Raw genomic sequence first — 13,096 nt, 5'->3', positions numbered from 1 at the left:
AGCCGGCTCCTACAGGGATCGCTGTGTGTCAGCCGATCCGGGTTACAGGCCTTGTTTCAGGCTCGCCACCAGGTATTCGTCGATGTCGCCGTCGAGCACCTTGTCGCAGTCGCTGCGTTCGATGTTAGTGCGCAAATCCTTGATTCGCGACGCATCGAGTACGTAGGAGCGGATCTGGTGACCCCAGCCGATGTCCGACTTGGTCTCTTCCAGGGCTTGCGAGGCGGCGTTGCGTTTCTGCACTTCCTGCTCGTACAAGCGCGCCCGCAACATTTTCATCGCGGTGTCTTTGTTGGCGTGCTGGGAGCGTTCGTTCTGGCAGCTGACCACGGTGTTGGTCGGTACGTGGGTAATCCGTACGGCCGAGTCGGTGGTGTTTACGTGCTGGCCACCGGCACCGGAGGAGCGGTAGGTGTCGATGCGCAGGTCCGACGGGTTGATGTCGATTTCGATGTTGTCATCGATTTCCGGCGACACGAACACGGCCGAGAACGAGGTGTGACGGCGGTTGCCCGAGTCGTACGGGCTCTTGCGCACCAGACGGTGCACGCCGATTTCGGTACGCAGCCAGCCAAAGGCGTATTCGCCCTTGATGTGCACGGTGGCGCCCTTGATCCCGGCGACTTCACCGGCCGACAGCTCCATGATGGTCGCGTCGAAACCGCGTTTGTCAGCCCAGCGCAGGTACATGCGCAGCAGGATGTTGGCCCAGTCCTGGGCCTCGGTGCCGCCGGAGCCGGCCTGGATGTCCAGGTAGGCGTTGTTGGCGTCCATTTCACCGCTGAACATGCGACGGAATTCGAGTTTTTCCAGGGACTCGCGCAGACGCTCGACTTCGGCGGCGACGTCATCGACGGCGGCCTGGTCTTCTTCCTCTGCGGACATCAGCAGCAGGTCTTTGGCGTCGGCCAGGCCGGTGTGCATTTCGTCGAGGGTTTCGACGATCTGCGCCAGCAGGGACCGCTCGCGACCCAGTTCCTGAGCGTACGACGGGTTGTTCCAGACAGACGGATCTTCAAGCTCGCGATTGACTTCAGTCAGACGCTCATGCTTTTGATCGTAGTCAAAGATACCCCCGAATAGTTTCGGAGCGCTCGGACAGGTCCTTGATACTGTTAAGGATCGGGTTGATTTCCATGGCGGGCAGCACTCGTTGGCGAACTTTTGAAAGCCGGCGAGTATAACGTAATCAGACTGTCACGGCAGCCCGCCTGGCGGCTTAGGGGCAACATAAAACCTGTGGCGAGGGGGCTTGCCCCCGTTGGGTCGCGAAGCGGCCCCGGCATTCTTTCAGTCAGACCCGGTATACAGGTTTTACGACTGCTTCGCAGCCGAACGGGGCGATGCGGCGTTCCGACAAGCCCCTCGCCACAGGGTACGCATCAGGCCAGAGGCCGGCGTTTGAGCGCTATTCGATGCCCACCTGATTACGCCCATTGTTCTTCGCCAGGTACAGCCCCTTGTCCGCCGCCGAGATCAGTTGCCGGCTATCGCTGCCCGGCTGCGGGATCATGGTCGACAGGCCGATGCTGATGGTCAGGCTTGAGCCTTCGCGGGGGAAAATGTGAGGGATCTTCAGCGCCTCCACGGTCAGGCGGAGCTTTTCCGCCACCAGTCGCGCTCCACCCGGTGTGGTATTGGGCAGCACCAGAACAAACTCTTCACCCCCGTAACGGGCCGGCAGGTCCGAAGGCCGGGCGATGGCGTCACGAATGGCCGTGGCAACCTTGCGCAAGGCTTCGTCGCCTTCGAGGTGGCCAAAGCTGTCGTTGTAGGACTTGAAGTAGTCGACATCGATCATCAGCAGCGACAACTGGCTCTGATCGCGCAACGAACGGCGCCACTCCAGCTCCAGGTATTCGTCGAAGTGACGGCGGTTCGACAGCCCGGTCAGACCGTCCGAGTTCATCAGCCGTTGCAGCACCAGGTTGGTATCGAGCAATTGCTGCTGGCTGACCCGCAGCGCGCGGTACGCCGCGTCGCGTTGCAGCAGGGTCATGTAGGAGCGCGAGTGATAGCGGATGCGCGCCACCAGTTCGATGTTGTCCGGCAGTTTCACCAGATAATCATTGGCCCCGGCCGCGAAAGCCGCGCTTTTGATCAGTGGGTCTTCCTTGGTCGACAGCACAATGATCGGAATATCCTTGGTGGCCGGGTGATTGCGGTATTCACGCACCAGGCTCAGGCCGTCGAGACCGGGCATGACCAGATCCTGCAGGATCACCGTCGGTTTGATCCGGATGGCCTGCGCAATCGCCTGATGCGGGTCGGCGCAGAAGTGGAAGTCGATGTTTTCTTCATTCGACAACCCGCGGCGTACCGCCTCGCCGATCATGGCCTGATCGTCCACCAACAACACCATGGCGGCGTTTTCGTCGGTTTTGAAGCCGTCGAGCTGTAATTCATTCATGTGCGGTCACCTGAGTACTGCCTGGACCAGGATTGCTGCTAAGCGTAGTCATTTGGTGAAAATCTCCAGCAATCGTGGCGCTATCTTGTCCAGCGGGCGAATCTCCACAGCCGCGTCGATGGCCGCTGCCGCTTTCGGCATGCCATACACCGCGCTGCTTTGTTGGTCCTGAGCGATGGTCAGGTAGCCCTGTCGGCGCATGAGTTTAAGCCCCTGCGCGCCATCGCGCCCCATGCCGGTCAACAAAACACCCACTGCATCGCCGTTCCAGTAACTGGCCACGCTCTCGAAAAACACATCGATCGAGGGCCGATAGATCTCGTTGACCGGCTCGGCGGTGTACGCCAGCGTGCCGTTTTTCAACAAGCGGATATGGTGGTTGGTGCCGGCCAGCAGCACGGTGCCGGCCTGTGGCGGTTCGCCTTCCTGGGCCAGGCGCACGTCCAGGCCGCTGGCGCTGCTGAGCCACTCGGCCATGCCGGCGGCGAACACTTGGTCGACGTGCTGCACCAGCACGATAGCGGCCGGGAAATCCCGGGGCAGTCCCTTGAGCAGCACTTCCAGCGCTGCCGGCCCGCCCGCGGACGAACCGATGGCGATCAATTTTTGCCGAGAGCCCGAGTGGCGCGACGGACTCGGCGCGGGTCGCACCCGATTGCCCTTGTCGCCGATCAGCCAGCTGATATTCAGGATCTTGCGCAGTAGCGGCGCCGCAGCTTCCTGGGCATTGCCGGCACCGATCGCCGGCGTATCGACCACATCCAGCGCCCCATGCCCCATGGCCTCGAACACCCGATGCACGTTCTGCTCGCGGTCGACCGTGACAATCACAATGGCGCACGGCGTCTCGGCCATGATCCGCCGGGTCGCCTCGACGCCATCCATCACCGGCATGATCAGGTCCATCAGGATCAGGTCCGGGGTGTATTCCACGCAACGTTGCACGGCCTCGGCCCCATTGCTGGCAACCCAGATCACCTGATGCTCCGGCTCAAATGCCAAGGCGCGGCGCAGAGCCTCTACCGCCATGGGCATGTCGTTGACGATTGCGATTTTCATGCCCGCGCTCCTCCGATGAGCTCAACCACTGCATCAAGCAGGGCGTCGTCATGAAAACTGGCTTTGGCTAGATAATAGTCGGCCCCGGCGTCCAGTCCACGACGACGGTCTTCTTCGCGATCCTTGTAGGACACCACCATAACCGGTAGCGATTGCAATCGATTGTCCCGGCGCAATAAAGACACCAGTTCGATGCCGTCCATGCGCGGCATGTCAATATCGGTAATCAGCAGATCGAAATCCTCCGAACGCAGGGCGTTCCAGCCATCCATGCCATCCACCGCCACGGCCACGTCGTAGCCGCGATTGACCAACAGCTTACGCTGCAACTCGCGAACGGTCAGCGAATCGTCGACCACCAGCACCCGTTTGCGCGCTGCTTCGGCCGCCTGATTACTGTGGCGGGCAATACGTTCCAGGCGACCGGTATTGAGCAGTTTATCCACGGACCGCAGCATGTCTTCGACGTCGACAATCAGCACTACCGAACCGTCGTCGAGCAAGGCGCCGGCAGAAATGTCCTGCACCTTGCCCAGACGTTCGTCCAGTGGCAGAACCACCAGCGTGCGCTCGCCGATAAACCGCTCGACCGCGACGCCGTAGATCGCATCGCGCTCGCGAATGACCACGACCTTGAGGGTTTGCTGATTGTTCTGACTCGCCGGGCGCTGGAGTAATTGGCTCGCGGCGACCAATCCGACGTGCCGGCCCTCGTACCAGAAGTGCTGACGACCTTCGACCTGCACGATGTCCGCCGGCTCCAGGTCGCACATGCGCTCGATGTGAGCCAGCGGAAACGCATACGCCTCGTCGCCGACTTCCACCACCAGGCTGCGCACCACCGACAGCGTCAGCGGCACTTCCAGGTGGAAACGGCTGCCCTCGCCCGCCGTCTGCTCCAGCACCACCGCGCCGCGTAACTGACGAACCATGTGCTGAACCGCGTCCAGGCCGACGCCGCGTCCGGACACTTCGGTGACCTTGTCCCGCAGGCTGAAACCCGGCAGGAACAGAAACGTCAGCAGTTCCTCTTCGCTCAACTGCGCGGCGGTGTCCGGTGGGGACAACTGACGTTCGATGAGGCTGCGGCGAACCTTTTCCAGATCGACGCCGTTGCCGTCATCGCTCAGCTCCAGTACCAGCAGACCGGCCTGATGGGACGCGCGCAGGCGGATCAAGCCTTCTTCCGGCTTGCCGGCCAGCAGCCGTTGCTCCGGGGATTCGATGCCGTGATCGACGGCGTTGCGCAGCAGGTGCGTCAGCGGCGCTTCGAGTTTTTCCAGGACGTCGCGGTCGACCTGGGTTTTCTCGCCCTCGATCTCCAGCCGTACCTGTTTGCCGAGGCTGCGACCCAGGTCGCGGACCATGCGCACTTGCCCGGTCAGCACATCGGCAAACGGCCGCATGCGACAGGCCAGCGCCGTGTCGTACAAGACTTGCGCACGCTGACTGGCCTGCCAGGCGAATTCATCCAGTTCGGCGTTTTTTTCCACCAGCAATTGCTGGGATTGCGCCAGCAGCCGGCGAGCATCGTCGAGGGCTTCCCGGGCCTCCAGGCTCAAGGTCTGCTCCTTGAGGTGGACGTTGAGGTTTTCCAGTGCCCGCAGGCCATTGTTCTGCATGCGTTTCAAGCGCTGCATGGTGGCCAGGTGCGGTTTGAGCCGCAGGGTTTCCACCAGGGATTTGCTCGACAGGTCGAGCAGGCTGTTCAAGCGTTCGGCCGTGACCCGCAGGACACGCTCGCCGTTTTCGGTGGTGCGTTTGGTGTTGCGCGGCGCGACGGGTTCAGCCGGCACGTCGGGCGCTGACGGTGCGGCGATGACCGGCTCGATTTCTGGAATCATCAGTTCGACGGATGGTACTTCTGGCCCGGTCATGAACGGCGCAATCGGCGTGCTGATCGGCGCGGCGAGTGCCAGCGGATCCAGCAAGCGCGCCATCAGCGCCACATAGCCCTCGATTTCCGCAGGCGTCGGTGCGTTGTTCGGCGTGGCGATGCGCATCAGCAAATCGGTGCCTTGCAGCAAGGCATCAATGTGCTCGGGCCGCAGGTACAACCGGCCTTCCTGGGCGCTGACCAGGCAATCTTCCATCACATGGGCAACGCTGACCCCGGCATCGACCCCGACGATCCGCGCCGCGCCTTTGAGCGAGTGGGCCGCGCGCATGCACGATTCGAGGTGATCGGCCTGGGTCGGATCGCGTTCAAGCGCCAGCAGCCCCGTGCTCAACACCAGGGTCTGGGCCTCGGCTTCCAGGCTGAACAGTTCCAGCAAAGAGGAGTCGCGCATTTGCTCGGGGGTCATGTGAGGCTCCGGGTCACGGCGGTCAGCAGCTGTTCTTCATCCAGCCAACGCAGGCTGCGACCTTTGAATTGCAACACGCCACGGGTGTATTTGGCGCTGGCCTGGCTGCCGGAGCGGGACGCCGCGTCGAGGGTGTGCTCGTCGATGGCATGGATGCCGTCGACTTCGTCCACCGGCACCACCACTGGCCCACCGTGGGCGGCAATGATCAACATCCGCGGCATCACGCGCGCGCCTGAAGCCACGCTGTTGGTGGCGTCGAGCCCCAGCAGTTCCACCAGCGAGAGGCACGCCACCAGTGCGCCGCGTACGTTCGCCACGCCGAGCAAGGCCCGGGAGCGCTGGTGCGGCAGGGAATGGATGGCTTGCAGCGGCGCCACTTCCACCAGACTGCGGGTGGCCAGGCCCAGCCATTCTTCACCGAGGCGAAACATCAACAGCGAGCGGGTTTTCACGTCGCTTTCGACCGCGACCGAGACTTGCCCGCGGTCGTCCTGCTGCAACGCGTAGCGGTCAAGCAAACGCGTGGCGACGGCCGAATACACCGCGCAATTGCGGCAGTGAATGTGGTCGATCAGCAGCGGGCAGGACTTGTCGCCGTGGATACCGATGCGATTCCAGCAATCGTCGATGGCCTGGGCATCTTCATGGGTGAGGCTAAAGGTGTCGGCGGCGGTCATCGTTTGCGCTCACTGTCTGCGCGCTCGCTACGGGCGGCGCGGTCCTGCAATCGTCGGGCGCCCGCCGTGTCGCCCTGGGATTGCAGCAAGGCCGCCAGGTGCATCAACGCGTCGGGATGTTGCGGTTCGAGGTACAACGCCTTGCGATAGAACCCCTGGGCCTGGAGGACACTACCGGCGACATCGCTGAGCAGTCCGAGCCAGTAAAACACCTGGGCCACCGGTTCATGGCTGCGCAAATAGCTTTCGCACGCGGCACGGGCTTCGGCGCTTTTGCCTTCGTTGGCCAGTGCGGCGATGTTGGCCAGCAACGTGGCGGCGTCCGGGTTGGCGGCTTTCGTCACCACCGGCAACGGTGTCACGGTTGCGAAAGGCCGGTTGCGCACGGGTGGCGTCACGCTGCGCACCGGCTGACGCACCGGCAGCGGAGTCGGCAGCAGTTTTGGCACAACGGCTGGAACAGGTTCAGGCGCAGGGGCGCTCTGACGGCTGAACGCGAAAGATTGAGGGATTCCAATCGAGCGCATGCCAAAGCGCCCCAGCAAACTGCCCTCGGCCGGGCCGATAAACAGCACGCCGTCGACATGGGTCAGGCGCTTGAGCACTTCGAAGACTTGTTGCTGAGTCGGCTGATCGAAATAGATCAGCAGGTTGCGGCAGAACACAAAGTCATACGGCGGTTCGTTGGCCAGCAACGCCGGATCCAGCAGATTGCCGACCTGCAAACGCACCTGTTCCAGAACTCGCTCGCTGAGGCGATAGCCATCGTCCTCAGCGATGAAATGCCGTTCGCGGAATGCAATGTCCTGGCCACGAAACGAGTTCTTGCCGTACAGCGCGCGCTTGGCTTTTTCCACCGACAGCGGGCTGACGTCCATGCCTTCGACTTTGAACTGATGCGGCTTGAGTCCGGCATCCAGTAACGCCATGGCGATGGAATAGGGTTCTTCGCCGGTGGAACACGGCAGGCTGAGGATTCGCAGCGCGCGCATGTTGTTGATGTCGGCCAGTCGTTTGGTCGCCAGTTTCGCCAGGGTGGCAAAGGATTCCGGGTAACGGAAAAACCAGGTTTCGGGAACGATCACCGCCTCGATCAGCGCTTGCTGCTCATCCCGCGAGCCCTGCAAGGTGTGCCAATACTCATCAGCCGTCTGCGACCGCGATGCGGTGCTGCGCTGGCGCACGGCACGCTCGATGATCGCCGGGCCCACCGAGGTCACGTCGAGGCCGATGCGTTCCTTGAGAAAATCGAAAAACCGCTGATCGCTGCTCATGGCCGCTCCTCAAGCAACGCCGGATCCAGTGGCGGTGACGGAAACAGCAGTGCGCGAACCTGTTCATCCAGCAGGTCGGCGACACGCACCCATTGCAGCAAACCTTGCGCATCTTCACGGACCGGCCCGAGGTAAGGCGCCTGGCGATTGTCGAGGCCATAAGGCTGAAAATCCGCCGGGTTGCAGCGCAGCGTGTCGGTCGCCTGCTCCAGGATCAGCCCGAGCAACTGCGCTTCAACGGTTTCATCCGGACGGTAATTGACCAGTACCAGGCGCGTGCTGGTGCGGGCCTGAGCCGGCAAACCGAACGTCAGCGCACTGAGGTCGATGACCGGCACCACCGCGCCTCGATAGGCGAACACCCCGGCGACCCAATCCGGTGCGCGGGGAATCGGCTTCAACGGCAGACGCGGCAGCACTTCCGCCACCTCGATCGCTTGCAGGGCATAGCGCTCGCTGCCGATGCGAAACACCAGAAACAATGCGTGCAACGCCGGCTTCACGGCGATGCGTTTGGCCGTGAGTTCGCTCATCAGACTTTGAATCGCGAAACGCCGCTACGCAGCCCGACGGCCACCTGGCTCAGCTCATCGATGGCGAAACTGGCCTGGCGCAGCGACTCGACGGTCTGGCTGCTGGCATCGCCCAACTGCACCAGTGCGTGGTTGATCTGTTCGGCACCGGTGGCCTGGGCCTGCATGCCTTCGTTGACCATCAACACCCGCGGCGCCAGCGCCTGAACCTGATGGATGATCTGCGACAACTGCTCGCCGACCTGCTGCACCTCGGACATGCCGCGGCGCACTTCTTCGGAGAATTTGTCCATGCCCATGACCCCGGCCGACACCGCCGACTGGATCTCGCGCACCATCTGCTCGATGTCGTAAGTGGCCACGGCGGTCTGGTCCGCCAGACGCCGCACCTCGGTGGCGACCACGGCAAACCCGCGGCCGTATTCACCGGCCTTCTCGGCTTCAATGGCAGCGTTCAGCGACAGCAGGTTGGTCTGGTCCGCCACCTTGACGATGGTCACGACCACTTGATTGATGTTGCCGGCCTTCTCGTTGAGGATCGCCAGTTTGGCGTTGACCAGATCCGCGGCGCCCATCACCGAGTGCATGGTCTCTTCCATCCGCGCCAGGCCCTGCTGTCCGGAACCGGCGGCCACCGAGGCCTGATCGGCCGCGGTGGAGACTTCGGTCATGGTGCGCACCAGGTCGCGCGAGGTGGCAGCGATTTCACGGGATGTCGCGCCGATTTCTGTGGTGGTGGCGGCGGTTTCCGTGGCGGTGGCTTGTTGTTGCTTGGAGGTGGCGGCGATCTCGGTGACCGACGTTGTGACCTGCACCGAGGAGCGCTGAGCCTGGGACACCAGCGACGTCAGCTCGGTCATCATGTCGTTGAAGCCGGTTTCCACGGCGCCGAATTCGTCCTTGCGCTCCAGGTTCAAGCGGCTGCTGAGGTCGCCGGTGCGCATGATTTCGAGGATCTGCACGATGCGGTTCATCGGCGCCATGATCGCGCGCATCAGCAACAGGCCGCAGAGGCCGGCGGCCAGCACCGCCACCAGCAGGGAAATGCCCATGATGACTTCAGCGGTGAGCACGGCGTCATGGATGTCCGCCATGGCCTGATCTGCCACGGTTTTGTTGTACTCAAGAATGTCATTGAGTTTCAGACGCCCCGCGGTCCACGCCGGGGTCAGCTGTTCGTTGAACAACTTGATGGCGTCGGCTCGCTGGTTGCGCTGATGCAAGTCGAACACCGCGGCCAGCACCTTGCCGTAATCCTGATGGATTTTTTGGAAAGCCGCGAACTCAACTTTGTCTACTTCCGTAGTCACAGTGCCGCGATAGTTGTTCATCGCTTCCTGCACTTGCGCTTCATAGTTCTTGAGGTCGGCGACATCTTCGGCACTGATACCCTGCCCTTCCTTCAGACCCAGCATCTCCTCGATGTGGAGGAAGCTGTCGACCCAGGCGCCACGAATCATCGAACTGTAATAGACCCCGGGAAGCGCGTCGTCACGGACGCTGTCTTCGCTGACCTCGATCTTCAACAGCCGAGAATACGAGACGACGACCATCAGCAGCATGATGGCGATAATTACCGCAAAGCTCGCCAAAATGCGTTGGCGCAACGTCCAGTTCTTCACAGTCAGTCCTCGGGGCCATTTCAAATGCTGGGGAGTATAGCCGAGGGCACGCCGCATTTTATCAGCGACTGCACAGGGCAACTCGGCGCTGGCGATCTCTCGGCCGCCATCGCGGGCGAGTGCGGAGGACGAGCCACAGCAATGCAACGTGTGTAGCCGCGCACTGAGACCTGGAGCGCGCAGAGGACTTGCGGAGGAGCACTGTTACCGCTGGTCTGAACTGTCATTTATGACAGGTTTGCTACGCCCGACGTGGGCGTAGAACGACAGTGGCAAGTCACTCAATAACGAGCGGCATTCGCAGGAGCGAGATCATGTCAAAAGCAGAAAGCGAGTTCAGTGCAACAGAAGAAATTTGCGTACAGGAAGGCAACGTAAGGGATAAAGGTGTTGAACCTTTAGAAACTCCGCCAAGGGTCGATGCGCCAAGATGGGGAGCTACAACTGGTTCACGCCCAAATTTTCAAGTGTATGGACACGCCGCCAGTAGTGTCCAGTTAAGGGATGCACACACTATGGAGCCGTTGAGCGGGGTGGGTGTAACGAATAAGTATGGAGAGTACGTGCTGCCTGTGAACAGAAATTTGCCCACTGGAGTCAACGACATAATCCTTGCCTTGTGGAAAGATGGCAGTTGGACCATGGACACCCTCATCACCCGCATCTACGTAGTACCGGGCAAGGAGAGCGATGACACCAATGAGGGTGAGTTCGAAACTTCAGTACCCGGTGCGGGACGCGAGAACCAAGAGGACCGCAACACTGTGATGTACACACGACCGTTTTTCCGCGGAACATATCAGGGAATGAAAGTGGAACGACGCCCTACTTTTGGTGTGGGTGGTCATGCCAGAAGTTGGCTACGGATTATCGATTCCCATACGGGTATTGAATTAACCAATCATGTAAAGACAGACCAGTATGGGGATACCGACCTGAGGCTCAACGATGATCTGAAACAAGGTGTCCATGATTTGCATGTCTACCTGGACGGGCATGATGGTTATGATTGGTACATGCGTAGCAATACCTTGCGTGTTGTGGTACTTGACCCGCCAGTTATCACACATTCGTCCATGAGCTCAATGATACGCGGGCAGAATGGTGTTCCAGGGGCAGATATCGTGCTGGCTCAAGCGGGAGTGGGGAGCTTTCACGGTAAAGGGATTGCCAAACTGGATGGTAGCTGGGAAATCCAGGCCACGGGTTTACATCCAGAAATGATGCTAACTGCCCGGCAGCATTTTTCAAAAGTAAAGTATGTTGAGAACACGTTTTCTGGTTGGGCGTACAACGTCCCCGTTACGGCATAGGCAAGGCGTGTGTAGGCTGGACGGGGGGGGCATGCCCCTCGTCGCAGTTTTTACCTGAGCAATCAAACCAAAGCCTGACGTACCTGCTTTTCCAATTCCGCCTTCAACGCCGGTTCAAGCTTGAGTTGGCGTGCCAGTTCATCCAGATAAGACTTCTCCATGAAGTTCTCTTCGTCCACCAGCATCACGCTGGCGATGTACATCTCGGCGGCCATTTCCGGGGTGCTGGCGGCGCGCGCTACATCGGTTGGATCGAGCGGTTTGTTGAGTTCCGCGTGCAGCCAGTGTTGCAGCTCCTGATCGTTGTCGAGCTTGGTGAACTCACCTTCGATCAGTGCACGTTCGCGCTCGTCGACATGGCCGTCAGCCTTGGCCGCGGCCACCAGCGCCCTGAGAATCGCCTGACTGTGTTGCTCAACCTGGGCGGCGGGCAGGCGGTCCACGGTTTGCGGTTCCCTCCCCGGCGCCGTGCCCTGCTGGGCCTGCCAGTTACCGTAGGCCTTGTAGGCAATGACGCCCAGCGCTGCGAGGCCGCCGTAAATGGCGACTTTGCCGCCGACCTTGCGAACCTTCTTGTTGCCGATCAAAAGGCCCATGGCGCCCGCCGCCAGCGCACCTCCACCCGCACCCGAGAGCAAACTGCCAAGGCCACCCGAACCACCGTTACCACCGAGCAGCCCACCCAAACCACCACTGGACGCCTTGTTCTGCGTGCCCCCAGCCTTGTTCTGCAGCATGTCCTGGCCAGATTTAAGTAACTGATCGAGCAATCCACGGGTATTCATTCTTGCCGCCTCCACGAAAAGGGTAAACCGGACACTTAAGGCCACCAGCCTAGATCGAAAGTGCCCAGCCCCTCCCGGAGAGAGTGCTTCCAGATGTTGCTCATTTCCTGTAACGCTAAAAAGCCCTTCGATAAAAAAGATATACACTCAAGCTAATCTATAAAAACCGCCCACCGGGTAATTCTTCATGATGACCTTGCGTCAAATCCGCCATTTCATCGCCGTGGCCGAGACCGGCTCGATCTCGGCCGCCGCGCAAACCGCGTTCATTTCCCAATCGACACTGACCCTGGCCATCCAGCAACTGGAGCAGGAAATCGGTGTCGGGCTGTTCAACCGTCATGCCAAGGGCATGACACTGACCCACCAGGGTCATCAATTCCTGCGTCAGGCGCACCTGATTCTGGCGACGGTGGACAACGCCAAGCGCAGCCTGCAACAAAGCACCGACCAGGTCGCCGGGCAATTGATCATCGGCGTGACCAGCCTCGTCGCCGGTTACTACCTCGCGGATTTGCTCACCCGTTTTCAACGCGCCTACCCCAACGTCGAGATCCGCGTGATGGAGGACGAGCGCCCGTACATCGAGCATTTGCTGGTCAGCGGCGAGATCGATGTCGGCGTGTTGATCCTCTCCAACCTCGAAGACCGTCACGCCCTGCAAACGGAAGTGCTGACCCATTCGCCCCATCGGTTATGGCTGCCGGCCCAGCATCCACTGCTGGAACACGACAGCATCAACCTCGCTGACGTCGCCCGTGAGCCGCTGATACAACTGAACGTCGATGAAATGGACCGCAACGCCCAGCGCATGTGGTCGGCGGCGTCGCTTCAACCGCGCATCACCCTGAGAACCGCTTCGACCGAGGCGGTGCGAAGCCTGGTGGCCGCAGGATTGGGCGTGTCGATCCAGCCCGACATGACCTACCGCCCGTGGTCGCTGGAAGGCGACATCATCGAAGCGCGGCCAATCGCCGACCTGAGCCAGACCCTCGATGTCGGCCTGGCATGGCGCCGTGGGACGGCACGCCCGGCGCTGGTGGACCCGTTCCTGACCGTCGCTCGCGAGCAACCCCACGGCGGGCGCAAGCCATCTATTTAATCGAACACCACC

General features: G+C 61.1%; 11 protein-coding genes. 2 read left to right on the top strand and 9 right to left on the bottom strand.

The features are described from left to right. Positions 1-42: 42 nt before the first annotated feature. The 8 genes from prfB to ACA066_RS05470 form a co-directional block, all read right to left on the bottom strand. A protein-coding gene (gene prfB / locus ACA066_RS05505) for a peptide chain release factor 2 (protein WP_139272976.1) occupies positions 43-1,138 on the bottom strand; the annotation gives its coding sequence in 2 pieces (ribosomal slippage) (positions 43-1,065 and positions 1,067-1,138; 1,095 coding nt in all). 270 nt (positions 1,139-1,408) lie between these two features. Further along, positions 1,409-2,410 (bottom strand): diguanylate cyclase domain-containing protein, encoded by a 1,002-nt coding sequence (locus ACA066_RS05500; protein ID WP_497698436.1) that lies wholly within the window; start codon positions 2,408-2,410, stop codon positions 1,409-1,411. A gap of 48 nt (positions 2,411-2,458) precedes the next feature. Continuing rightward, positions 2,459-3,469 (bottom strand): chemotaxis response regulator protein-glutamate methylesterase, encoded by a 1,011-nt coding sequence (locus ACA066_RS05495; RefSeq protein WP_497698435.1) that lies wholly within the window; start codon positions 3,467-3,469, stop codon positions 2,459-2,461. Continuing rightward, positions 3,466-5,775 carry a hybrid sensor histidine kinase/response regulator gene (locus ACA066_RS05490; protein ID WP_497698434.1) on the bottom strand — a complete coding sequence of 770 codons (2,310 nt, stop codon included), beginning with the start codon at positions 5,773-5,775 and terminating at the stop codon, positions 3,466-3,468. The genes ACA066_RS05495 and ACA066_RS05490 overlap by 4 nt, the downstream gene beginning before the upstream one ends. Continuing rightward, positions 5,772-6,455 carry a chemotaxis protein CheW gene (locus ACA066_RS05485; protein ID WP_497698433.1) on the bottom strand — a complete coding sequence of 228 codons (684 nt, stop codon included), beginning with the start codon at positions 6,453-6,455 and terminating at the stop codon, positions 5,772-5,774. The genes ACA066_RS05490 and ACA066_RS05485 overlap by 4 nt, the downstream gene beginning before the upstream one ends. Next, the gene (locus ACA066_RS05480) at positions 6,452-7,729 is read right to left on the bottom strand and encodes a CheR family methyltransferase (protein ID WP_497698432.1); all 1,278 of its coding nucleotides are present in this window, start codon (positions 7,727-7,729) and stop codon (positions 6,452-6,454) included. The genes ACA066_RS05485 and ACA066_RS05480 overlap by 4 nt, the downstream gene beginning before the upstream one ends. After that, entirely contained in the window at positions 7,726-8,262 is a 537-nt protein-coding gene (locus tag ACA066_RS05475) for a chemotaxis protein CheW (RefSeq protein WP_497698431.1), read from the bottom strand. Before ACA066_RS05475 ends, ACA066_RS05480 begins: the two co-directional genes overlap by 4 nt. Next, a complete protein-coding gene (locus tag ACA066_RS05470; RefSeq protein ID WP_497698430.1) occupies positions 8,262-9,884 on the bottom strand; it encodes a methyl-accepting chemotaxis protein in 1,623 nt (540 codons plus the stop codon). Before ACA066_RS05470 ends, ACA066_RS05475 begins: the two co-directional genes overlap by 1 nt. Positions 9,885-10,198: 314 nt before the next feature. On the opposite strand from ACA066_RS05470, the gene ACA066_RS05465 reads away from it, so the two are divergent. Next, entirely contained in the window at positions 10,199-11,197 is a 999-nt protein-coding gene (locus ACA066_RS05465) for a hypothetical protein (RefSeq protein ID WP_497698429.1), read from the top strand. 62 nt (positions 11,198-11,259) lie between these two features. Here ACA066_RS05465 and ACA066_RS05460 read toward each other — a convergent pair whose 3' ends face one another. After that, positions 11,260-11,982, bottom strand: a complete 723-nt coding sequence (locus ACA066_RS05460) for a tellurite resistance TerB family protein (protein WP_497698428.1) — start codon at positions 11,980-11,982, stop codon at positions 11,260-11,262. Between the two features lie 187 nt (positions 11,983-12,169). Here ACA066_RS05460 and ACA066_RS05455 point away from each other — a divergent pair, with 187 nt between their 5' ends. Then, positions 12,170-13,084 carry a LysR family transcriptional regulator gene (locus ACA066_RS05455; protein ID WP_008072897.1) on the top strand — a complete coding sequence of 305 codons (915 nt, stop codon included), beginning with the start codon at positions 12,170-12,172 and terminating at the stop codon, positions 13,082-13,084. Positions 13,085-13,096: the final 12 nt, after the last annotated feature.

This window comes from Pseudomonas sp. LBUM1651 (assembly GCF_059716135.1).
The sequence above is the reverse complement of the archived record's forward strand: the minus strand, read 5'-3'. Positions and strand labels throughout refer to the sequence as shown.

Excerpts from the sequence above, each read along its gene's own strand:
- ACA066_RS05475 (WP_497698431.1), bottom strand. The coding sequence starts at position 8,262 with ATGAGCGAACTCACGGCCAAACGCATCGCCGTGAAGCCGGCGTTGCAC.
- ACA066_RS05485 (WP_497698433.1), bottom strand. The coding sequence starts at position 6,455 with ATGACCGCCGCCGACACCTTTAGCCTCACCCATGAAGATGCCCAGGCC.
- ACA066_RS05465 (WP_497698429.1), top strand. The coding sequence starts at position 10,199 with ATGTCAAAAGCAGAAAGCGAGTTCAGTGCAACAGAAGAAATTTGCGTA.
- ACA066_RS05455 (WP_008072897.1), top strand. The coding sequence starts at position 12,170 with ATGATGACCTTGCGTCAAATCCGCCATTTCATCGCCGTGGCCGAGACC.
- ACA066_RS05480 (WP_497698432.1), bottom strand. The coding sequence starts at position 7,729 with ATGAGCAGCGATCAGCGGTTTTTCGATTTTCTCAAGGAACGCATCGGC.
- ACA066_RS05495 (WP_497698435.1), bottom strand. The coding sequence starts at position 3,469 with ATGAAAATCGCAATCGTCAACGACATGCCCATGGCGGTAGAGGCTCTG.
- ACA066_RS05460 (WP_497698428.1), bottom strand. The coding sequence starts at position 11,982 with ATGAATACCCGTGGATTGCTCGATCAGTTACTTAAATCTGGCCAGGAC.
- ACA066_RS05490 (WP_497698434.1), bottom strand. The coding sequence starts at position 5,775 with ATGACCCCCGAGCAAATGCGCGACTCCTCTTTGCTGGAACTGTTCAGC.
- ACA066_RS05500 (WP_497698436.1), bottom strand. The coding sequence starts at position 2,410 with ATGAATGAATTACAGCTCGACGGCTTCAAAACCGACGAAAACGCCGCC.